Origin of the sequence: Lactobacillus sp. wkB8 (assembly GCF_000761135.1) — a bacterium.
Classification (GTDB): domain Bacteria; phylum Bacillota; class Bacilli; order Lactobacillales; family Lactobacillaceae; genus Lactobacillus; species Lactobacillus helsingborgensis.
In genome coordinates, this window is record NZ_CP009531.1 from 1,384,366 (window position 1) to 1,406,944 (window position 22,579).

The 22,579-nt window shown below is 34.5% G+C and carries 17 protein-coding genes; 4 read left to right on the forward strand and 13 right to left on the reverse strand.

What is annotated here, in order from left to right; genetic code table 11:
- Positions 1–2: 2 nt before the first annotated feature.
- From LACWKB8_RS06530 to LACWKB8_RS06545, 4 genes are all read right to left on the reverse strand, one after another.
- Entirely contained in the window at positions 3–890 is an 888-nt protein-coding gene (locus LACWKB8_RS06530; RefSeq protein ID WP_038523621.1) for a cation diffusion facilitator family transporter, read from the reverse strand.
- Between the two features lie 54 nt (positions 891–944).
- Entirely contained in the window at positions 945–1,625 is a 681-nt protein-coding gene (locus LACWKB8_RS06535; protein WP_038523624.1) for a histidine phosphatase family protein, read from the reverse strand.
- A gap of 428 nt (positions 1,626–2,053) precedes the next feature.
- Positions 2,054–2,689 carry an SdpI family protein gene (locus LACWKB8_RS06540; RefSeq protein ID WP_038523627.1) on the reverse strand — a complete coding sequence of 212 codons (636 nt, stop codon included), beginning with the start codon at positions 2,687–2,689 and terminating at the stop codon, positions 2,054–2,056.
- On the reverse strand, positions 2,676–2,954 hold the full coding sequence (locus LACWKB8_RS06545; protein WP_038523630.1) for an autorepressor SdpR family transcription factor: 279 nt from the start codon (positions 2,952–2,954) through the stop codon (positions 2,676–2,678). The genes LACWKB8_RS06540 and LACWKB8_RS06545 overlap by 14 nt, the downstream gene beginning before the upstream one ends.
- A gap of 319 nt (positions 2,955–3,273) precedes the next feature.
- On the opposite strand from LACWKB8_RS06545, the gene LACWKB8_RS06550 reads away from it, so the two are divergent.
- The 3 genes from LACWKB8_RS06550 (at position 3,274) to LACWKB8_RS06560 (ending at position 6,246) form a co-directional block, all read left to right on the forward strand.
- A complete protein-coding gene (locus tag LACWKB8_RS06550) occupies positions 3,274–3,930 on the forward strand; it encodes an HAD family hydrolase (RefSeq protein ID WP_038523632.1) in 657 nt (218 codons plus the stop codon).
- Between the two features lie 36 nt (positions 3,931–3,966).
- Positions 3,967–4,551 carry a DJ-1 family glyoxalase III gene (locus LACWKB8_RS06555; RefSeq protein WP_038523635.1) on the forward strand — a complete coding sequence of 195 codons (585 nt, stop codon included), beginning with the start codon at positions 3,967–3,969 and terminating at the stop codon, positions 4,549–4,551.
- A gap of 660 nt (positions 4,552–5,211) precedes the next feature.
- Positions 5,212–6,246, forward strand: a complete 1,035-nt coding sequence (locus LACWKB8_RS06560; protein WP_052059670.1) for a linear amide C-N hydrolase — start codon at positions 5,212–5,214, stop codon at positions 6,244–6,246.
- Between the two features lie 291 nt (positions 6,247–6,537).
- On the opposite strand, the gene LACWKB8_RS06565 is transcribed toward LACWKB8_RS06560, so the two are convergent.
- The 3 genes from LACWKB8_RS06565 to LACWKB8_RS06575 all read right to left on the reverse strand — a co-directional run bounded on the left by LACWKB8_RS06565 (position 6,538) and on the right by LACWKB8_RS06575 (position 12,297).
- Positions 6,538–9,135 carry a cation-translocating P-type ATPase gene (locus LACWKB8_RS06565; RefSeq protein WP_038523638.1) on the reverse strand — a complete coding sequence of 866 codons (2,598 nt, stop codon included), beginning with the start codon at positions 9,133–9,135 and terminating at the stop codon, positions 6,538–6,540.
- Between the two features lie 455 nt (positions 9,136–9,590).
- Positions 9,591–10,922 (reverse strand): PTS sugar transporter subunit IIC, encoded by a 1,332-nt coding sequence (locus LACWKB8_RS06570; RefSeq protein WP_038523641.1) that lies wholly within the window; start codon positions 10,920–10,922, stop codon positions 9,591–9,593.
- A gap of 13 nt (positions 10,923–10,935) precedes the next feature.
- Positions 10,936–12,297 carry a glycoside hydrolase family 1 protein gene (locus LACWKB8_RS06575; protein WP_038523644.1) on the reverse strand — a complete coding sequence of 454 codons (1,362 nt, stop codon included), beginning with the start codon at positions 12,295–12,297 and terminating at the stop codon, positions 10,936–10,938.
- A gap of 127 nt (positions 12,298–12,424) precedes the next feature.
- On the opposite strand from LACWKB8_RS06575, the gene LACWKB8_RS06580 reads away from it, so the two are divergent.
- Complete coding sequence (locus LACWKB8_RS06580) at positions 12,425–13,138, forward strand: GntR family transcriptional regulator (RefSeq protein ID WP_038523647.1); 714 nt, start codon at positions 12,425–12,427, stop codon at positions 13,136–13,138.
- A gap of 61 nt (positions 13,139–13,199) precedes the next feature.
- On the opposite strand, the gene LACWKB8_RS06585 is transcribed toward LACWKB8_RS06580, so the two are convergent.
- From LACWKB8_RS06585 to LACWKB8_RS06610, 6 genes are all read right to left on the reverse strand, one after another.
- Entirely contained in the window at positions 13,200–15,131 is a 1,932-nt protein-coding gene (locus LACWKB8_RS06585; RefSeq protein WP_038523650.1) for a BglG family transcription antiterminator, read from the reverse strand.
- A gap of 53 nt (positions 15,132–15,184) precedes the next feature.
- Positions 15,185–17,806, reverse strand: coding sequence for a glycoside hydrolase family 38 C-terminal domain-containing protein (locus LACWKB8_RS06590; protein WP_038523653.1), 2,622 nt, complete (start codon positions 17,804–17,806; stop codon positions 15,185–15,187).
- An 8-nt stretch (positions 17,807–17,814) separates the two neighbouring features.
- Positions 17,815–20,487, reverse strand: a complete 2,673-nt coding sequence (locus LACWKB8_RS06595; RefSeq protein ID WP_038523655.1) for a glycoside hydrolase family 38 C-terminal domain-containing protein — start codon at positions 20,485–20,487, stop codon at positions 17,815–17,817.
- A 63-nt stretch (positions 20,488–20,550) separates the two neighbouring features.
- Entirely contained in the window at positions 20,551–21,648 is a 1,098-nt protein-coding gene (locus LACWKB8_RS06600; protein ID WP_038523658.1) for a PTS fructose transporter subunit IIC, read from the reverse strand.
- Between the two features lies 1 nt (position 21,649).
- Positions 21,650–21,967: a PTS fructose transporter subunit IIB gene (locus LACWKB8_RS06605; RefSeq protein ID WP_038523661.1), complete on the reverse strand. Its 318-nt coding sequence runs from the start codon at positions 21,965–21,967 to the stop codon at positions 21,650–21,652.
- 2 nt (positions 21,968–21,969) lie between these two features.
- Complete coding sequence (locus LACWKB8_RS06610) at positions 21,970–22,419, reverse strand: PTS sugar transporter subunit IIA (RefSeq protein ID WP_038523664.1); 450 nt, start codon at positions 22,417–22,419, stop codon at positions 21,970–21,972.
- Positions 22,420–22,579 lie beyond the last annotated feature (160 nt).

Here is a 22,579-nt window from a genome sequence, read left to right on the forward strand (position 1 = left end):
AGCTACTCACGACTACGATCAGTTACAATCATTTTATCATTTTTTCCACGGTTACACTCTGCTTGGAAGTTGATATGGTTAATTCCCAAATCTTTTAACTTAGAACTAATTTGTTGCGTTAATTGCTCGAATTTTCCAGCTGTTAAATCGGGATTAACATTGACATGTGCGTCAAGCATGACATAACGGTCGCTATAACGCCACACATGAACATGATGAATATTATTTATTTCAGGAAAAGACAAGACAATCCGATTTACTTCGTCTAAATCAATATCTGGATTAGATTCCATTAAAACATTGGCAGCTTTACCGGTTATTTCACAAGCTTCATGAAAGACAAAAATAGATACTAATAAAGTCATTAACGGATCAATCCAGCTGATGTGCCAATAGTAAATAAAAATGGCGCCAATAACAACTGCTACACTAGACAAAGCATCGCTTAACATATGGACGAAAGTAGAGCGGACATTTAAATTCTTTTGACCACTTTGTCTCATTACCAGCATTGAAACAACATTAGCAAGAAGTCCAATAATAGAAACAACAAGCATAATTCCGCCACTAATTTCGGTCGGTTGCCAAAACCGTTCAATTGCTTCAATAAATAAAGCAATACTGATTAAAATTAAAATTATACCGTTAGTAAAAGCTGCTAGTGTTTCTGCTCTATCATAACCGAAGGTCTTCTTCTTATTCCTGCTTCTATTGCTAATAACATGTGCAATAAATGAAATGACAATAGCACCTACATCACTCAGATTGTGGACCGCATCTGATAACAGCGACAATGAACCTGAAACAAAGCCACCAATAAATTCAGCGACTGTAATAATAATATTTAGTACTGTCACGTAAGCATACCGTTTTGTTGTATGATCCTTCATCTTTTTTCCCTTCAAATCTTAATAACAAAAAAAGTCCTACTATTAAGCAGGACTTCACATATTTTCAGCATCAACGTTATAATCTACAATCTCAAAATCACCATTCTCATGGAGTATACCACGGGTAACACTGCCATTATTAGGAAAAATGATGTCATGTAAACCATCGCTCTGGTTCCAGTATTTAATAGCCAATGTTTTAATAAAATCTCCGTGTGAAACTAACAAAATTCTTTTGTCACCTACTGCTAACTCATGTAACACGCTAATTGCCCGTACCATTCGTTCATCAAGCTCTTTTTTATTTTCAGCCAAATGACGAGGATCAGCTTTTTTAGTAGCTTCCCGAAATTCATATATTCCAACTTGATTGATAATCTTCGTTACATCTGTTTCAGGACCAATACCTGCTGCCAAGGCAATCTGCTTCCAGGTTTCTTCAATGTCATCACCTTCAAAGGAGCCAAAAAATACTTCTCGGAATTCCGGTAACTTTTTAATTTTACCTATTTCTGATACCTGATTAGCAGCTTTCATTAGGTGTACAGTATCTATGGCACGCTTTAAATCGGAAGAATACATATCGTCAAAATGCACCTGGCTTAACGCCTGTGCAGTTATCTTCAAGTCATTAATGCCCTTGACAGTCAAAGGAGAATCACACCATCCTTGAACTTTGTTTAGTTGGTTAAACATTGTTTCACCGTGGCGTACAAAATAAACTTCTGTTGCCAATTTGCATTCCCCTTTCTATTATAACGTGCTTTAAACTATAACATATATGCCTTATAAATGAAATACCCTGCTTAAATAAAAGCTAGAGCCGCAATAGAAACATGGATGCAGCAAAAAAGAAGTGTATGTAAAATATCCATACCAAAATGACTAGTATACATACCCATGACTATGTTGCAGCGCAAAAAGTTTTTGTGATAAAGCTTTTATCGTATTTATCTAAAACAGTTAACCTATCTTATTTGCCATTCCAGAAAGTGGTGACACATACAAAAAACAACAGTGCTTCTTACTTAGAACTTTATTACCAGCTTTAGTTTTACTACCTTTACACCTATTTTAAAATGATTAAGAAACATAAAACCCCACAATATAGATTTCAGTCTCTCATTGTGGAGCTTTTTCATATTTAAATTATGCTACGCGTTTTAATAACCGTTTTTACTAAGCGAATAAGAATAACAAGTTATTAACAAAATATCTATAATTACGACAGCGATAACAATCCAATACATTTCCCAATAAGAGGTCAAAAGCAAAACAATGCCACTGATGAAAAAGAGCCATCCAGCAAAATGTTGCGTTCTGTGCCAATTAGTCGAGTTACGCAAAGTCCATGGTAGTCTAATGCCAACGGAACGATTGGGACTAACTTTAGGTAAATAATTACCAAAAATAATAAAGAACAGGCCCAAAAAAGCACTAAGTATAAAGGAACCTTTTACTTTATGACCCAGTGCATAGGCATAAAGTGACAGATTTACGATATTAGTAATAACAGGAACAAGCCAAAGTGTAATATTAACTATCTTAAAATCAAGATTTTTGGTTTCTTTTTGATTGCGTAAGATCAAAAATACCATTACTTGAAGGATAATTCCCAAAAAAGGCAGACCAATAATGACCCATAATTTATTGCTAAAAGCATTTGGCATATTAGTCATCCCAAAGTGTGTAGCCATTTTTTGCGGCAAACGATTATATAAAAATATTCCGGTCAAAACTGGAAATAAAATTAGCAGAAGCGAGATTAGTTCAGTTTGACGAATACTATTCTTTTTCATCATGATCTCCTTTCAGATCAACCAGCCAACTCATAATTTCTTCTATAATAGAAGTGTTTAGCGAATAATAAATAAAGTTTTTTTCATGTTCTTCTTCAATTAAATCAGCCTTTTTCAGCATATTAAGATGGTAGGAAATAGTAGCTTTTGTCATATTAAAATGATTAGCAATGTCTCCTGCCGACATTGGTCCATTTTTTAAAAGCTGCAATATTTTGCGACGCACTGGATCGGACAATGCTTTAAAACTAGTTTCAAAACTCACATTAGTTCCTCTTCCTTTCTATTTAGATAAAGTTCTAATTAGATGTTTATCTAAATAGTATCATATTTGTATAAAAAAGCAATGACTAACTATTATAAAATTATGTTTTTTTAGTGATGTTTGAAGTAAAAAACAGGTTTGGCGGTTTTTTATTTAGAACACATAAATGATATAGATTAATCCTCAGCTGATGTTTTAAATAACGGTTTGTTCGCAAAAGTATCATTAAACCCTGTAAGTTTGATTTTAATGAGCTACTTTAAATCGCTATAGTAGATCGCTATAATGCAGATAGGTATTGGGAGAAAGGAAATTAAAATTGGCAAAATTTCAAACATTAATTTTTATTCTTGAGGGCAGTTTATTAGATGAAAAGATTGCTGAACAAAATGCATTAAAGCAAACTTTAAAGTCAACTGGCAGAGATTTTGGTCCCAGTGAACGTTTAAAATATAATTCTGTACGAGAAAACAATAAGTTGCTTGGCTTTGAAGACCGCATACAGTTAATTTTACAAACATTTTTTCATGAAAATTGGCAAGATGCAGGGCAGATTTTTATCAAAGAGTTACAAAAGCAAAATCGCTTGAATAAAGAAGTTTTGCCATTTTTAGATAAAGTTAACGGTAAGGTTAAACTAATTCTGCTGGCAAAAGAGAACAAAAAAATAGCATTGCAGCGCATGAAGAACACAGAACTGGTTGATTATTTTCCGCGTGCTTATTTTAAAGATGACTTTACGGAAAAATTGCCACATAAAAAAGTTTTGACCAGCATATTGCAGAAACAAAACTTGGCGTTCGCAACTAGTCTAGTAATTGGAACAGACTTAGCAGATGAAATTCAGGCTGCAGAAAATGCTAAAATACAGTCACTCTGGCTAGCGCCTAAGAAAGTAAAAATGCCGATTAGCCCGCACCCAACTTTACATTTAAATAAATTAAGCGATTTATTATTTTACCTAGAATTAAGCTAGTTTATAATAAAAGAAAAGGATTGTGAGGTAAAGCAAATGAAAAAAGTAGCTGTAGTTTTTGCCGATGGCTGTGAAGAAGTTGAAGGACTAAGTATCATAGATGTGTTGCGCCGTCTTGGCGTTCAAGCTGATATGGTCGGATTAAATAGCACTGCTGTTAATGGTGCTCATAAAATCAAACTTACCTGTGACAAAACAGTTGATGAAAGTTTACTTGACTATGATATAGTGGCGTTCCCTGGTGGCGCGACTGGCGCAGAAAATTTGCGTGATAATGAAAAGCTCGCAGATTTAATGGTTAAGCGGAACGAAGAAGGCAAATGGGATGCTGCAATGTGTGCCGCTCCTATTGCTCTGGCCCGTTATGGCGTTATAACCGATGCCGATTACACCTGTTACCCTGGCTTTGACAAACAAACAAAAAAGGATGCTCCCAGCGGACACTTTAAAGAAAACATAACTGTTACAGATGATCAGCATAAGATCATTACCAGTCGCGGCCCCGCAACTGCTTGGGCGTTTGCTTATGCAATTGCTGAGGCGCTTGGCATTAATACCAAAGATTTAAAGGCTGGAATGTTATATGATTATCTGGCTGAGAATATTCAAGACAGTTTGTAAAGTCAAATCTGTGATCATAAAGAGGTGAAGCATTTTGCTTCACCTTTTTATTTTGCCATTATTATTGCTCAGAACTCAGACTACTATCTGAGTTAATATTAGGAACAGAATAATTCCCCCACTAACTACCAAAATTCAATTATGAAAAGTGTATTGGGACATTTTATGCAAATAAATCAAGTTCCCTGTGGATACTTCAACTGCAATAAGATACGTAAAATTATGCAAAATAGGTTGCTGGTTTGCTATAGCTAAATTTTTGCCAGTTGTCATATCATTCTTCTTCATATCAGAAAGTAGAACGAAATTTTTAATAAAAACTCCGTTCTTTTTCTACATTAAGGCGTATATTAGTTAGCTTAACCAGCAGGGAGAGATTTTTGCAATAAATTATCATTTGCTAAAACTTTCTTCTTTTAAATAACAAAATCTTCTTAATTTCACATTTTCCAAACTATGCAGCAGTAATAATGTAAATTACCAGCTTTTTACAGTCTTTGCATTATTTAACTGGCAGTCAAACCGAGAATAATTCACATAAATTTTTACTTCATTAACTATAAGATTATTCATAAATAAAGGTATTTTTTTAAGCAACATATTAAATACATGATAAAATTAAATTACGCTTAAAAAGGAAAGATTATAGGAGGTATGATTATGTGTACGACTATTGCGATTAAATCAGATAGTGGTGACGTTTTTTGGGGACGCACAATGGATTTTACGTTTGACCCGTTTAAACCCAGTGCAGATAGTAAAATGACTACTTTTCCTGCTAATTATGAATTGAATGGACTGCATCAAAGCTGGACTACCAAATATCCTTTTATGGGGATTAATGTTAATGACTCACTTTTCTTTAACGATGGTATAAATAGCGCTGGCATTGTCGGAGATGCTCAATTCTTAGAAGAAGCTTCTTGGGATTCAGTAGCCAATCTTAAAAAGCGCGGATTAAAACCGATAATTGGTGAAGAAGTTGTTGCTTACGTCTTAAGTAATTTTGGCAGTATTGCTGAAATTAAAGAAGCATTTAAGCATTTGGGTCAAGAAAAGACCAACTATCCTGATTGGGAGGATGCAGACACCGGCATCCCTACACCAATTCCAATGCATTATACTTTTAGTGACGCCAGTGGTAAGAGTGTAATTTTAGAACCGGTTAATAATGGCGCATTCAAAATTTACGACGGTATAGGCGTAATGACCAATAGTCCGGAATATCCTTGGCATCTTGACAATCTGCGTAATTACCTGCAATTAACTAATCATAATTTAGGTCATCACCAGATTACCGATCAACTAGACATTAAACAAATAGAAAGTGGGTCAGGTTTATTAGGATTGCCTGGAGATTATACCGCACCATCGCGTTTTGTTCGGGGAACATTTATTTCTAAATTCCTAGCACCATTTCATTCTGATCAAGGAATTCCGCAATTATATAACGTCTTTAAATCAGTCATGATTCCACGAGGATTAGAGCATCTTCACGAAGGTGAGGATAAATGTGATTATTCTGGTTACTGGGCAGGATATGATGTTTCCAATAGAAGTTTATATATTCAACCTGAAGATTGTCCAACAATGACAAAATTTGTTCTGGATTCTGATACAACCACTAAAATCACACAGCCTATTCAGCATGACTTTAAAGTTTTGGAAACTAAGAAACAAAAGACCTTAGCTTAAATCTATTTAGCAACCAATAACAATAGGTATAATAATCATAGTATTTTTTACCTGATTTACTGCTAGCGGTTGATCATTAGCAAAATTTTCAGCTTTGGTAACGGTTTTAAAAGAAAAAAGACTACAAAGCATAAAGCTGGATTTAAATAGTTCTGTTCCAGTTTTTAAACCTCAAAAAACAAACTGTAATAATTATTTGCGGAAATTAAAAATATAAAGCTAAAATAAAAAACAGAGATTACCTATAGTAGTTAGTCTCTGTTTTTTTAATATGTATTACAAAAATATTATTTAACTATTTTCAAAATTTAACTGCAAATTACCAGTCAGCCGCTTATTTAGTTCTAGGATAAAAATCGGTATTAAACTTCCAAACAGAACAACAAGCCAGCCTTGAATAGGCAATAAAGTTAGATGCAAGAATTGTCTCAGATGCGGTAAAACAGTTAGTGATATAACTAGTATCATACTTAATAATAAGCCCCAATTAAGCATTCTATTCGTTTTAAAAGTTTGCCAAGATATTGGTTGCGAATCTTTAATCGCATAAATATCAATCATTGAGCCAAGAGCTAAAACTAAGAAGACTAAAGTCATCCCTACTTGCGGATTGTTAGCTGAAATAACAAATCTACCGTAAGCGTAAACGCCCAGAGTTAAAATTGTGAAAGTAATTGCGCGGATAATCATTCTTTGCATTAACCCCCGCCCAAGAAGACTTTCGTCATTACCTATTGGATCTTGAGCCATAATATTTGGTTCGCTAGGCTCTTTACTGATAAAGAATCCTGGTATTCCGTCAGCAAGAACATTAATAATTAACAATTGTTCTGCTAATAACGGCGCGCCCCAGCCAAAAATTGTGCTAATAACCATTAGGAAAATTTGGGCAAAATTGACACCTATTAAGAATTCTACAGCCTTAATAATGTTTTGGTAAACTGTTCTACCTTCTGCTACAGCTTTAATAATTGTAGCAAAATTATCATCAGTCAAAATCATGTCTGCCGCTTCTTTTGCTACCTCAGTACCTGTGACTCCCATCGCAATACCAACATCAGCGGCTTTTAACGCTGGTGCATCATTAACACCATCACCTGTCATAGCAACAGTTTTATTAAGCTCTTGCCACATTTGAACTATTCTAATTTTGTCACTCGGCGATACCCGGGCATAAACACTGATATTTTGAATCCTTTGTTTCAGCTCAGTGTCTGACATTTTACTCAATTCAGTACCAGTTATTGCCGTTTGACCTGAGTCCAAAATGCCAATTTCTTCTGCTATAGCTTTGGCAGTAACCAGGTGATCCCCAGTAATCATTACCGTTTTAATACCAGCTTGTCTAGCGTTGGCAATTGCTGCAGCTACCTCTGGTCGCGGAGGATCAATTAAGCCAATCAGACCCGCAAGTTTTAAGTCTGAATTAATTTCTTTCCAAGCAGTTGGATCTGCATCTTCTGGCAATACTTTATAGCCAACGGCAAGTACTCGTAAAGCTGCAGCAGCCAGGTCATCATGAGCCTTTTGACCAGCTTCAATTACCTTACTTTGCTTCAAAGGCAGTCGATCTAAGGCACCTTTTGCAATCACCAACAAGTGACCATTAGGTAAACGATGAACAGTTGTCATCATTTTTTTAGCGGAATCGAAAGGATCTTCTGCAATTCGGGGAGCTTTTTCTTCTAGCTGCTGGCGCGAACTCCCCTGCGTTTTTAACCAGTTAACAATCGCAATTTCAGTGGCATCCCCAACGACTTCTTTTGACCCGTCCTTTTCCATAATTTTAGCGTTATTAGCTAAACCTAACATCTTTAATAAATTTTGACCAGCCTCCGGTAAATCAGCCGCTTTTTTGATATCAGTTTCTGGAGTCCAATACTTAGTGATGGTCATTTTATTTTGAGTTAAGGTGCCTGTTTTATCAGTAGCAATCACGTCAACATTACCAATCGTTTCAACGGCGCCAATGTGTCTAATAATAGCGTTACGGTCAGCCATTCTTTTGACACCACGTGACAGACTGATTGTCACAATAATTGGCAAAGTTTCAGGGACGGCTGCAACTGCTAAAGATAGTCCGATCATCAGGCTATCCGCTAAAGCCTTATTTTGCATTCCCATACTTAAAGCAAAAATTACCACTCCGCCTAATGCAGCAAAAAGAGTCATCCATTTAGATAAACTATCCAATTTGCCCTGCAAAGGAGTTTGTCTTTTCTGAGTTTTATTCAAAAGATTCGCAATTTTACCAAGCTCGGTTGCCATCCCGATTGCAGTAACTTGAGCTAGCGCACTACCACCTACAACAGCAGTTCCAGAAAAAATACGCTCATCGTCAGTTAAATTAGTTTCTGCATTAAAGTTTGTTTTGGAAACTGCTAAACTTTCTCCAGTTAAAATCGCTTCATCGACAGTTAAGTTAGTTTCTTCTATTATTACCGCATCTGCCGGAACCTGATCACCAGTATTTAGATAGATTAAATCACCAGGCACCAATTCGGAAGCTGCTAAGGTAATATCTCGACCATTGCGTCGACCCTTAGCTGTTGGCAAACTCATTGCTTTTAAAGCAGCTAGAGATTTTTCAGCTGAAGCCTCTTGATATAAGCCGATTACAACATTAATTATTAAAATCAGGCTAATTACAATTGTCTTGGTCCAGCCACCGTTTTGAAAAATAGCCATATATGTTGCTAAGACTACTGCCAGCAATAGTACTAACGACGAAATGTCCTTGAGGTGATGCCATATTTTTCTATATAACGGTACCGGCCGCTGTTCCAGCAGCTCATTAATGCCAAACTCAACACGCTTTTGTTCTACCTCAGCATCAGTTAAACCGGACTTGGGGGTTATTTTGAATAGTAGTTCTGACTTTTGGGACATGCTATCTCCTCCATTATTCGATTAAATTAAATTTACAATTAAGCTGTTTGAATAGAAAAGCAATATTTATCGTAATTAAGCCGATTTTATAAAAAGCTAAACTTGATTAATGCAGTAAAGACAATATTTCTTTTATTTTTTAAAAAAGCAGAAAGCCTCTGATATTTATCCGAAGTTTTCTGCTTACATGATTATTAAAGTTGTTGTTAATTAACAACGTTTTTTCTAAAATTGCCTTTAGTTTAAAAAATTATTTCTAAACTAAACATCCTCTTTCCCATAAAAGCTTAATAATAGTATACAGGAACTGACATTTTTTGGCTATTTTTATGCTTATAATGTTTGCATTATATGATTTAAATTGCTTCTTCTCTTTTGCTAAAACACTCTTTTTGTTATTTAAATTCTGGCAGCAAAATCTATTTACAGTCTAGTTAAAATCAAATATTTTTAAATCAATTAGTTGTGATTTCAGCTTGTTTTCTTGCGACACGTTCTGAAATCTTAATGAATGGTATATAAAAGACTGTACATACAGCCAGTATTAATATTTGCACTAAAACAACTTTCCAATCTCCACCACTAGATAAAATACCACTTAAAATTGGTGGTGTAGTCCATGGAACCATATATGCTAAGGGCCTCACAAATCCAATAGCCGTGGCAAAGTATCCAATAAGTGACCCAATGACTGGACTTAAAACAAATGGAATAATCATTGGTATATTAAAGACAATCGGAAAGCCAAAGATAATAGGCTCATTAATTTCAAATATACCTGGTATTGCCGCCAATTTGACAACATCTTTATAAGGCTGATAATGAGATACTAATAAAACAGCTATTATCAAAGAAATTGTCAAACCTGTTCCACCCATTTGCGAATAAACAGTTACAAAGTCTGTATTTATAATGTGAGTAGGTAATTTATGTGCTGTTACAGCTGCCATATTCTCGTTCATATTCACTAGATTTAGGGGATCTAAAAGGGATCCATTAATGACAGTTTGATGAATTCCTAAGGTATATAAGAAATTACCTGAAGAATATATTAATAAAAACCCTGGTAATGAGGTGTTAATTGATCGTAAAGGTTCTTGAATTAGCTTTGATATTAACGTTACCAAATCAGTATTAAAATAGGCAAATATAGCGGCAAAAATTCCAAACAAACTAAGAGTTAATAAAGAAGGAAATAATACCGTAAAACTCTGTCCCACAGCCGGTGGTACCTGATCTCCCAGATTAACTTTTAAAGCCTTAATTTTAGAAAATTTCATGTAAATTTCAGTCGCAAGTAAACCTATTATTATGCCAGCAAACATTCCTTTAGTGCCGACTTGTGAATATAAAACTGCTCCAGTAATATTAACTGTTTTTTTAGCTCCGTTCGGGATGATACTAACATTAATTGCCAGCATAATGAAAACAGCTGATAGTGCTATGACAGTAGCAGAAATCGGATTTTCAAAGGATTTGTTTTTGGCCAGAAAATAAGCAATCATGGGTGCTACCAAAATGCTGGCAACGTTCAAAGTACCATTTGTTAATGCGGTCCCGAAAACCTGAAATTTTGCTAAAGTCGCTCCTTTAAAAAGCCAAGTAAAAACAACATTATTAAAAAGAGCTGCTACACCAGCTAAAATAAACATGGGCATTAAAGTGGCAAAGGCATCTCTTAATGACCGCAGGTGAACCTGATTACCAATTTTTACAGAAATATTAGTAAATTCATCCAAAAATTTTTGTAATTTTGGGTGATTCTGTGTACTAGCTGAATTATTCATTTTTACTTCCCTTCTAACTTAAATCTTGCCCATTAGAATGGATAACCTTTTTGAGCCAATAATAACTTTTTTTGGGTATTCTCTTCATATCTCGCAAATCATGATTAGTTCGATTTACATAAACCACACCGTACCGTTTATCCATATCACCTTGAGAACTTAAAATGTCAATTAGACCCCAGCCAAGGTAACCCATAACTTCAACCCCATCTTCTCTTACTGCTTTTTGCAAAGCTTTGATATGAGCTCTGTGGTAGTCAATGCGATAATCATCTTCTATCTGATGGTGACCATCCCATTTTTCACGTACGCCAATTCCATTCTCAATTGGAAATACTGGTAAATGATAGCGTTGATAAATCTTATTTAATACATCTCTAAATCCCAATGGATCAATTTGCCAGCCCCATTCTGTTGATTTCAAATGAGGATTTTTTTCTCTACCATAATCTTGGTACATGTTTGGTGCTGTACCCGCTGGAATTTTACTTGAATTTATAGTGCTTGAAGCATAGTAACTGAAACTCAAAAAATCACTCCGTAACTTTGAAATTTCATTTTTCTCCTCATCAGTTACTGTAATATTGACCTCGTTATTGTGAACAAAATTAATTACTGCGTCTGAATACTTGCCGTAACTAAAAGCATCTAAAAGATTAAAATTTAAAAATTCATCTATTTGATGGGCAGCAAAGGCATCTGCAGGACTGGATGTTGCCGGATAAACTTGATTATAAGCAAGCATGCCACCCACTTTAGCATCCGTTGTTTCATGGATATAGTTAGCAATTGCAGCATGGCAATACATGACATTATGAGATATTTGATATAGTTCAGTTAGTGTTTTTTCTCCGTGAACGTAGCCAGAAACTGCAAATGCACCAGAAGTATGATATATATTTTGCTCATTAAATGTTATCCAATATTTAACTTTGGGTGAAAAATGGTCAACGATTAACTTGCCATAACGAATAAAATCAGCACAAACTTTTTTACTTATAAATCCATTAAAGTTCTCTGCTAAATGCAACGGCATATCAAAATGGTAAAGACAAATCATTGGTTGAATATTGCGTTTAAGAAGTGCGTCTACCAATTTGTCGTAATATTTGAGACCCTCATCATTAACTTCACCATCGCCATTCTTGATAATGCGTGACCATGAAATTTGAAAGCGATACATGTTCATTCCCAAATCTTGCATATAATCAAAATCTTCTTTAAAATGGTGATAATTGTCATTGGCAAAATGCCAATCACTAGTATGTGGTCCAGACTTACGAATGTCGTATACAGATAGGCTTTTACCCCCTTCATTCCAACCACCTTCTGTCTGCATACTTGATGTAGAATTGCCCCAGAAAAATTTAGTCATATTGATTCTTCTTTCTAATAATTAAAAGCGCTTTCACGAAATATGGTATTGCAAATTTATTTTTATGTAAATAATGATTAAACTATAAGTAAAGTGTTTTATTTACTTATAGATTTGAGGTGAGGATATGACTCAAAAGCCTAAATATATTAAAATTGCTGATTTAATTGAGCAAGATATATTGACCCACAAATATCAAAAAAAGTTACCCAAAATTAATAGATTGTCTAGTTTGTATAAGACAAGTAAAGTAACAATAGTTAAATCTTTACATTTTCTGGAATATAAAGGTATTGTCAAACCGATTAGAGGACATGGAACCTTGATACTAGCAGATAATGAAACTGAAATTTCAAAAAAGGACAATGCTACTGCACATGTTGGTTTTACTGAGCGTATCATGAACAATAAACTGTTAACTAGTCATGTTATTTCGTTTGACGTGAGAGAGCCTACCGATAAGGAAGTAGTTTTCCTTAAGTTGAATACAAAGGATTTAGTCTACGACATTATTAGGCAAAGACTTTTAAATAACTTTCCTGTAAGACTTGAATATACTGTAATGCCAATTAAAGTTATTCCGGGAATCACAATGGCAGTTCTGCAAAAATCGATTTATGGCTATATAGAAAAGACGTTAAAGTTAAAAATTGGCAAAGCAAATCGTATTTTTAGAGCTGATAAACCAGATGCTTATGATCAGCTTTATTTAAAGTGTTCGGCTACCGATCCTGTATTTGAAGTAGAACAAACTTGTCTTTTGGATGATGGCACACCTTTTGAATACTCACAAACTCGAAATAGATATGATCAAGGCGAATTGATATTAAACCAAGTCTAAATTACAAAAGCATGCAAAAAGAGCACAAGTTTGGCAACAAATCTTGTGCTCTTTTCAATTTTTAATAACTATTTTGAATTAATTTACTGATCGCTGTCTTAATATCATCAGCGGTAGAACTTTTATCAATAATTTCTCTGAATGTAGAATTAGTCTGTAAATCAACAATAAAATCGAATAATTTTTGCACACTTAAATAGTCTTGGCGTGCAATTGCCAATAAAAAAACGTATTTCACTTCATTTTTTTCATCCCACATAATGGGTTGTGCAAGACGGGCAAAACAAACTTTTGATTTATTAGTGGCATAGCCTAAAGAGTGTGGTATTGCAATTTTGCCACCGACTGCTGTTGAATACATTTTCTCTCTTTCATATACTTTTTCTTTAAAATCTTTATTAACTATCTTTTTTTGCTCTAATTTTTTAATTAACATATCCAAAAGTTCATTTTTAGACATTTTTTCTTTTAACAAGTAAATATTTTCTTCATCAAATAATTTATCAATTGCCCTGTAAGGATTATTTAGAGATCTTAAATATTCTGATAATTGTAAAATATCATTGTGAAAATTTGCCAAATCTATTTGTATCACTGGAACTTTGGCATTGATAATAGGCACCATCGAAATCAAAAAGTTATTATTATTCGCTTTACCTTCTAAGTATTCATCATAGGTATAAGTGCCGGTAATGTTCAAAAATGAAGCAAACTGTGTTTCCAGTTTAGCCCGCACTAGGGCAGCTGTAGAAACTCCTGAGCCACATATCAAAGCAGCATTTTTCTTTGAAGAACGACTGCCTTGCCGCTCAATTGAAGCACCAATGTGAAGGGTTATAAAAGATAATTCATCGTCATCTAATTTAAGATTTAGCATGTGTTCCAAAATTGGGGCAGAATAGGCAGTTATTTCATAAGCATACGGGAAGGTCGACAAAATTACATTTAATAGCGGATTTTTACGTTTGCCATTTACTTTTTTGATCTTAACCAAGTTGGTTAAATGCTGAATCAAATTAACACGCAATTCCTGATCATTTAAGAGATTAATAGCAAATTCTCTTTTGATATTTTGTAGAAAAAAAGTGACCGCTTTTGCAATACTTTCTTTAGAATTGGTTTTATTGGTATCAATAACGCATTCAGGAAAGTTTAATGCAAAATGATATACTAAATCATCCTTTTCCTGTTGGTTTAGTTCAATTTCATATTCCCTTTCAATCTTGGCAAATAGTTCTATTAGATTGTTCAATACACTCTTTTTGATATTCGCATGTGTACTAGTTTCCAAGTGAAAGTTTAATTTAATCCGTGAAATAGTTAGCGCAAAATGTAAAATGATATTTTTAGTGTTAATGTCAGAAATATGATAATTATAATGTCTTAGAAATGCATGAATTAGTTTTTTTAATTTGTCTAAATTAACATTAGCTAATATAGATCTTTCTTTTTCAGTAAAATCAACGATATAATTATCAGATTTTTTATTAATTAACTTTGAAATAATGAAATTGCGTTTATCTGTTTCTGAGCCTTTCACCTTATAGTAATCCTTCGCTTTATTTACCTTAAGATTAAATTCGTTAAATTCTTTTTTGATAGTTACCAGATATGAAAAAAAGGTATTGTCACTAATAAAGAAATTTTCCACTAAATCGGATAGTTTTACCCGATCATTTAATAGTAAATATTGCTCAACTGCAGCAATACGTTCTTCTGATCTGGTCGCAGGCAGATCACTTTTTGCAGCTTGGAGTAATTTAACCTTTGTTTCAGCATCTACATTAGTTAAATAAAAACCAGCACTACGTTTATTTTTGATTTTGGCTTTAAAAGCAGTTAATTCTTTATTTAAAGCTTGAATATCAGACCTAATAGTCCTTGTGCTTACATTAAACTTTTGTGCTAAAAAGGAGGTTGAAACGTAGCGATTGGCGGAATTATTCAACAAAAGTTCAAGAATTTGTCCTAATCGTTTATACGGCAGTTTCAAATTATCACCTCATTTTCATTTGCACTTCTTTCAGTATATATTTGCGCTTAAACCTAAATCTTTTTTACTAAAGTGATCATGTCATAAGGCGCAATTTTAAAATCTTGTGCAATAGTTTTTTCTAAACCGTCAACTTCAATAAATTCCTTATCTTGGAGATATGAAACATCTTTTTCTGTGTTAGTCATATTAGACAGACGCAAAACCAAGCAATTTTTTATTGTATATGACAAATAAAAAGCAGAAACCTCAATGTCACTTTTAATATTTAACCAAGTTTCTTTTTGTTTTAATTGCGGTAGATTTTGTGGAAATTCGATATCCCACAATTTGTTATCTAACCTGTTGACGAACAAATTATGTTTCTGCATTTGATAACTGACTGAAGGTGAATACCAATTGGCAATCACCTGAGAAATTTTTTCTTCGTTCAACTGGCTTCCACTCGGAACATATAAGCCAAACTCAAACTCATTAAAGCCCATTTCTTGAGCCATTGGTGTGGGCATCATTACATGACCAACAGAAGTGGTGTCACCAGAAGCCCTGCCAGGCCTCCATAATAAGTTTGGCTTTCCTAATTGACCAGTTGTAGCCATTAATGTAATAAAGAGAGAATCATCCTTTTTTTCATATTCCTTTTGACCTTTTCCTAAAAAGTACAATCCTACCTTTGAATCATTCAAACCGACACAACGATCAAAAATATAAATATTGACCGGTTTTTCAACAAATTCATCGTTCCAATTTGCTGCAATTTTTTCATTAGTAGTTTTTCTGAATCCACCTTGAATTTGTGCATGTACGTTATCTGTTTTAAGACCAGTCTTTAATCTTAGCCTTAGTCGATGAGAAAGGGCCTGATTGTCAACTATTAATTTGGCTGACACTACTGGAGAATTAGCGAAAAGGGTTAAGGTGAGCTGGAAACTTACTGCAACTTTTTGTGAATTCTGACTATTAGCTCTGTCTGTTAAATCGTGTGGTAATGTCCATGAACCACTTAATTGGATTTTCTCAATATCTTCAGTTTTTGCAGTCTGAATTTTTCCTGTCCATGGTAGGCGCACCTCATGATCATTTCTTAATGGTGAAAAATCGTATGTATCACCATCATTTGCCTGATCATAGACACTAATGACATCTGCAAAAGTTTTATTTTTAGTAACTAAACTAAATTTTCCATCCAAATATTTGATTGAAACTAAATTATTTGCTATTGAATTTCCCTGTTGTAGAGTTAGTTTGGGCATGAGGCTGTCACTATCATCAAAATGAATGACCTGATAACCCAAGCCTTTCATTTCCACATATAAACTAACTTTTAATTTGAAATAACCAGGTTCATCTTTAAATTCATAACCATTAGGAGTTAACTGCATAATATGAGGTCTGGATTTAACTTCTTTACAATCCACAATGATTGCTCTATTTTGAGCTGGAAACTTAACATTGGCCGAACTAGAAATAATTTCCACATTTTTTCGTCCTTTAAAATTATAAGGATCAGTATTAAAAACTAAGATATCATGATCTGATAATGAAAGCCGTTGAGCCAGCCTTTTCTTAATATAATTTTCTAAGCCGTCTGCTATTTCAAATGCCTGCTTGTAGCGTTCATTGATATCTACTGCCACGTTATCAGTAACACTACCGCCCATCGTATCGTGTGGTTGAACTTTAAATAGCAATTTCCATAACTTGATAACTATGCCGTTTGAAATTGGTATTCCTGCATATTGAGCAATTACCATTAAAGGTTCCAAACGACGAGTTATAACTTGTTCAAGTTTAAAGTTTTTACGTTTATTTCTAGATCTGACAGAACAAATAGTGCGATGAACTCTTGAATAGGTTGGATATCTCAGTTCTCCCTGAAATTCAGGCAATGCTTTCATTCGCAGTTTTTGCATAAATTCTGGATATGAGCTAATAACAATATTGTTCTTAGAATACTGATTTACTTGAGTGATTGTTTTAGAAAGGTCATGAATAATATTCATTTGATCTATACCAGAGGGTACAAGAACTTCAGAATTATTTCCGTGTATAGCTTCAAACTCTATTCCTTTATCCAGTCGGTTTTTGACAAAATCATTTAAATTGCGCTTGGATTCCAAATCAATTTGCCCGGTAAAGTAACCTAAGGGAAAATTGGCAGCAAAGACTGCTTTCCCGCCTAATGCTTTCCATTTAAAATAGACGGATTTAGTCTGTCTTTTAAAATTCGTACCACGCCATGATAGAAAATCATGAATTCCTACCTGATTTAATATCATAGGTAAATTAGCATTGAAGCCAAAGGTATCAGGTAAATAGCCTAATAGCATCGGTTCACCAAAATTTTTTCTTGCATCCAAGATTCCAATAATTAGATTTCTCAATAAAGATTCAGCGTTAGGAACAAGCGCATCTGTTTGGGTGTACCAAGGCCCAATGAAAAGTTGTTTGCGATTGACTAATTTATGAATTCTATCCCTGGCTTCCGGATGAATCTCAACATATTCATCCACAATAGACATTTGTCCATCAAGGGTAAAATTAGCTTCCGGATGTTCTTCAAGTTCATCCAAGACTTCTGTGAATAATTGGTCGCTTAATACTTGTGCGTCTTGTGTAGTAAAGTACCATTCACGATCCCAATGAGTGTGATTAACAAAATATGCTTTAACCATAATATCTCCTAAAATTCAAAATAAATTGTGATAAATTTGGCGTGTCCAATTTCTGGTAAAGTTACTTTTTTATTTATAACGGTTAAATCTTGTAAAACATGGTCTCTTAAATCAACTACTTGAACCATTTTTGGCTTTTTAGCAAACGTGATCTGTTCCCTTACCTGATGAAAGGTAGGATTATAGAGCCGTAAATTATATCCATGATCATACCTAGATTTTTCAATTGTACTTACGGTTAACTTGTTTTCAGTTTTAAATAAACTAAATTGCGATTCTAAAAACTGCTTACTGGGATTAAGCGGGAAAGTTAATCTGCCATTTAAAAATTCCGCATACTCATAGACTTGCAAAGGGGTTTCATAATCTTTAATTTCATTAGCTAAATTTGACTGATCATACCCAGACTGTCCTGTAGTCAGGGCAAATTTAAATTCAAGTTTACGATTTAACTGTGCATCAGGTGTTGCTACTGTTTCATCTCCTGAAGCCCGACCAGGGCGATATAATAAATCACTTTTGCCTAACATACCAAAAGAACGAAAGAGGGTGAGTCTTATGACGGAATTTTTTGCGCCGACACACTCATATTCTCTAACTGCTTGAGGAACCACCGCTATATTTCTTTTAGTATTAGACAAACATACAAAGCTTTGCATAGTATTGATAGAAATTGGTTTTTCTTGCCATTTGTCTTGATTTTGTTCCCAATCTGCTAAGTCTTTCTCTTTTACGAGAGGGCGTTTGATTGTACCAAACTGAATATCTGCAATACTAAAATTAGTATTAAGTTGACTGGCAAAATCAACACAAAGTCTGTGACTAAGCGGATTAGTGTTGTCAACTAAGACTTTAAACTTGATCATCTTATCGGACTTGGTTAATTTAATAACCATTTTTACCGGCATTTCAGTGTCGGTTATTCCACGGCTTCTCATTTCTAAATTTTTAGGTACTTTATAATTAAAAAGAATAATTAATTTATCTTGCAATTTGCCATGTAATACCTGCACCTGATGTGTTTGTCCTGTCGAATATATTATTAAATCTTTTTTTGCGGGTGAATAATTATATGAATCTCCTCCATCACCGTTTTCTTCAAGAATTGCCTGGTTTGGGTAAAGCTTTCCATTCAGTTTATCTAATATATTCAAACTACCGTCAGCATTAACAGAAATCTGATAATACTCATTTTCAATTTGCGTATCAGTTGTAGTTAATTTGTTTAACTCTACTTCTTTGTTCTCAAGTGGTATTAGGTTAAATTGCTTATAGCCATAAGGTGGAATTTCTCCAAAATCAAGATTCAAGTTGATACGATAAACTTTTTCCGGACTGTAAATTTTCTCTCCTGGATTTAGTTGGATAGTGGCAGCCTTTATCAAATTAGTGTCATCTTCGATTGAATTAATTTCGTATGCCACTTCATTTTTTTCAGAATCAACAATTTTAAAGCTACGACTTGGACTATACAGAGTTTTAGTGATTATTTTCTTTCTTACAAAGGGCAATGTATTAAATACCGTCAATGTTATCGGATGCTTTTTATCTTTGATTCGGGTTGAAATGAACCGTAAAGTAGAATCAACTAAGCTTCTAGCAGTATCATCTACTTCTAGGTAACGCATCTTTATTACACTATTGACTTGATCAGATACACAATTGCCCATTGAATCATGCGCCGCATTTTTACCCATTTTTTGCCACAAACTTTTTATTGCTGCAAAGGGATAATCTAAACCAAAATAACTACCCATAGACAAAACTGGCTGCATAATATTGGTAAGGTAATTTTGCAATTCTGTATTTAACTTTTTTATATCTGCACGTGACGAATAAATCGACTTATGAACACGCATATCCTTGCCACTATCCTGCTCGCCTTTGACAAGCATCATATCAGGCTGATCTTTTTTTACTGCAGCAATATACTCTGGAAGTGATGCTGCTTTGAATTGGTATTTTTTTTCATAAGTATTATTTAGTTTAGCAATTAATTCTGGTAAATCACTCCTTAAGGGAGCCATATCTGAACCATTAGGAAACAAAATATTATTTGTTGTTGCTTGTTGAACTACAGTTTTGAATGGTTCAGTTGTCATTAATTCTGCTAATTTAGTTTCATCAACCACTCCACCAATAAAGTAGCCACAGGCCATGCGAAATACTTTGACTTGTGTTCCATCTTCACCTTGCCAAACAAATTCCGACTTTTTAGTGTCGGCCATTGAAAAGCCACGATACAAAACAGCATCTTTGATGCCCAAGTTAGAATATATTTGTGGCATACTTGACTCTTGACCAAATGAATCTGGCACGTAAGCTACATTCATGTACCCGCCTAAATCAGATGCTGAATTCATCCCAATTCTAAGGTTATTAATGATACTTTCACCAGACGTCACAAACTGATCAGTTTGTGTATACCAAGGTCCTAAGAAAAGCTTCTTTTCTTTAACTAATTTTTTTACACGATCTAGATCCTGCGGACGCCAAGACAAGTAATCTTCAATCAAAGAAGTTTGGCCGTCTAATAAAAAACTGCCGTAATTTTTGTTCCTTTCTAAATGATCAATAATGTCTTTCAAATCTTGAACTAAATAAGCTTTAGCTCTTTCAGAAGTAAAAAACCACTCTCTGTCCCAGTGAGTATGTGGGATTACAAAAACTTTTTTTATCATTCCAACTCCTAAATAAAAAACTATAGTTTAAAATCTTTTTTCTTAAACTATAGTTTTTATTTCCTATTGAATATTTAATTCGATGTCGTCGTCACTCATTGATTCTTCGCCAGAGGAATCTTTATCGGTGAAGTCTGCAATCAGTGGTGCAACTATAGCTATAAATAAGGCACAAACAAAAATACCAGCTAAATAAGCAAAAATATTATCCGCAGTTAAAATACCAGGTAACCCACCTAATGGAGGAATATGGGATTTCACTCCTAAAAATGCACCTGTAGCTGAGCCTAATGCTCCACCAAGAACGTTAACAATTATCAGTTGTGGTGCTTTCATCATGAATGGAATTGCTCCTTCAGTGATGCCAAAGGTTCCCATAATTAGATTGTTGTGTCCCATTTCTAATAATTCGGCAGAAAAGCGCTTCTTAGGCCAAATGAAACTCATAAGTGCATAACCCATTGGGATAGCACAAATAGCAATATTCGTATACAAACATGGTTGATAGATACCCTCTATAAAGAAGAAGTTTCCTACTCCCCATGCGGCTTTATTAACAGGTCCACCCAGGTCGACACCAATCATGCCGCCCATAATAGCTGCTAATAAAACAGCATTTGTCTTTTGCTCAACCATATACTTAACCCAAGATGTTAAGCCATTATTAATCCAAGCTAGCGGTGGCGTTAAAACAACACCTACAAAGACCGCCACTGAACCAACAGTTAAAAGGGGCATAACTATTAATTCAATCGCTGAATTCCATTTATCTGGAACTTTAATTTTGCGACACCAGCGTGCCACATATCCAGCAATAAGGCCGGCAGCAATGGCGCCAATAAAGCCAAGTTGATTATTAGTAGCTAGTTGACCGCCGATGAAACCGGCACCTAAAGCTGGCTTATCACCTAAAGCGTAAGCGATATAGCCACCAATTACCAAGTTAACCAAGCCAATACCAATCCAACCTACTGAGTTTATTTGATAAAGAATATGGAAAAAGCCACCCGTTTTTGCAAACTTAGATAAATTACCATACCCAAAGCACATGCCAATTAATTGTGGTACACCTACAACAAGTGCACCACCAATGACAGTTGGGATCATGTATGAGATCCCACTCATGATTGCTCCTTCCCACTCTTTCAAAATTCTTTTCATATTAATCCTCCTTCTTAATTGCAGCAGCACATTTCTTCAAAACTGCTTTAGGTGCTTTAATGCAAGTGTTGATATCTACTCGAATAACTGGTTTGCCTTTAAATCTGTCCATACTAGTAATTTTTTGATCAGAAGCAATTAAAACAAAATCAGCCGCATTTGCTTCTTCCTGGGAAATAGCGTTGACTGGCCCCATCATTCCCTGTTGCTCAATTTTGACATTCCAATTTAATTCCTTACCTGCTTTTTCCAAAGCCTTAGCAGCCATTGGTGTATGGGCTAAGCCAGCTGGGCAAGCAGAAACTCCTACCACATTCATTTTTATTCTCCAATCTTTTCATTAATAAATTGTGCAATTTTTTCTTTAGAAGAAAGGTTGCGTAACCTTTCTTTAAAATCTTTTTCTAATAGTGCCGTGGATAAATTAGCCAGCATTTGCAAATGCTTGTCACCCGCATTTTCTGGTGGAACCATCAGAGCAAATACATCAGTAACTGGCTTTTTATCATAAGTTTTCCAATTTAAAGGTTGACTTAATCTAAAATAGAGAAAACCCGGTTTTTTAACTACCGGTGTCTTGGCATGAGGAATTGCAAAACCGTCTTCAAGTCCGGTAGAAAATTCTTTCTCTCTTGCCAAAAAACTCTGATCTAATTTTTTTATGTCAGTAGTATAACCAGTATCGTACGCGGCTTTTGCAACATATTTTAAAAAGGAATTTACACTAGTCTCGTTGACATTTAAAAAAACATCGTCAGTAGAAAATTTCATTTATGTCCTCACTTCTTTTCTTTCTTGAAAGCCTTTTCAATAAATAATATTATCTTTTAATTATTAATTTGTAAGTACCGGTATTTTCCATTTGAATTGGAAAAAGCACATTTAATGTAGTCACACTAGATTAAGCCGCTGATATTAAATTCGAGCCGCC

Coding starts and splice junctions, on each gene's coding strand:
- LACWKB8_RS06575 (WP_038523644.1), bottom strand. CDS start 12,297: ATGACTAAATTTTTCTGGGGCAATTCTACATCAAGTATGCAGACAGAA.
- LACWKB8_RS06570 (WP_038523641.1), bottom strand. CDS start 10,922: ATGAATAATTCAGCTAGTACACAGAATCACCCAAAATTACAAAAATTT.
- LACWKB8_RS06605 (WP_038523661.1), bottom strand. CDS start 21,967: ATGAATGTGGTAGGAGTTTCTGCTTGCCCAGCTGGCTTAGCCCATACA.
- LACWKB8_RS06555 (WP_038523635.1), top strand. CDS start 3,967: ATGAAAAAAGTAGCTGTAGTTTTTGCCGATGGCTGTGAAGAAGTTGAA.
- LACWKB8_RS06540 (WP_038523627.1), bottom strand. CDS start 2,689: ATGAAAAAGAATAGTATTCGTCAAACTGAACTAATCTCGCTTCTGCTA.
- LACWKB8_RS06530 (WP_038523621.1), bottom strand. CDS start 890: ATGAAGGATCATACAACAAAACGGTATGCTTACGTGACAGTACTAAAT.
- LACWKB8_RS06590 (WP_038523653.1), bottom strand. CDS start 17,806: ATGGTTAAAGCATATTTTGTTAATCACACTCATTGGGATCGTGAATGG.
- LACWKB8_RS06580 (WP_038523647.1), top strand. CDS start 12,425: ATGACTCAAAAGCCTAAATATATTAAAATTGCTGATTTAATTGAGCAA.
- LACWKB8_RS06600 (WP_038523658.1), bottom strand. CDS start 21,648: ATGAAAAGAATTTTGAAAGAGTGGGAAGGAGCAATCATGAGTGGGATC.
- LACWKB8_RS06565 (WP_038523638.1), bottom strand. CDS start 9,135: ATGTCCCAAAAGTCAGAACTACTATTCAAAATAACCCCCAAGTCCGGT.
- LACWKB8_RS06560 (WP_052059670.1), top strand. CDS start 5,212: ATGTGTACGACTATTGCGATTAAATCAGATAGTGGTGACGTTTTTTGG.
- LACWKB8_RS06610 (WP_038523664.1), bottom strand. CDS start 22,419: ATGAAATTTTCTACTGACGATGTTTTTTTAAATGTCAACGAGACTAGT.
- LACWKB8_RS06595 (WP_038523655.1), bottom strand. CDS start 20,487: ATGATAAAAAAAGTTTTTGTAATCCCACATACTCACTGGGACAGAGAG.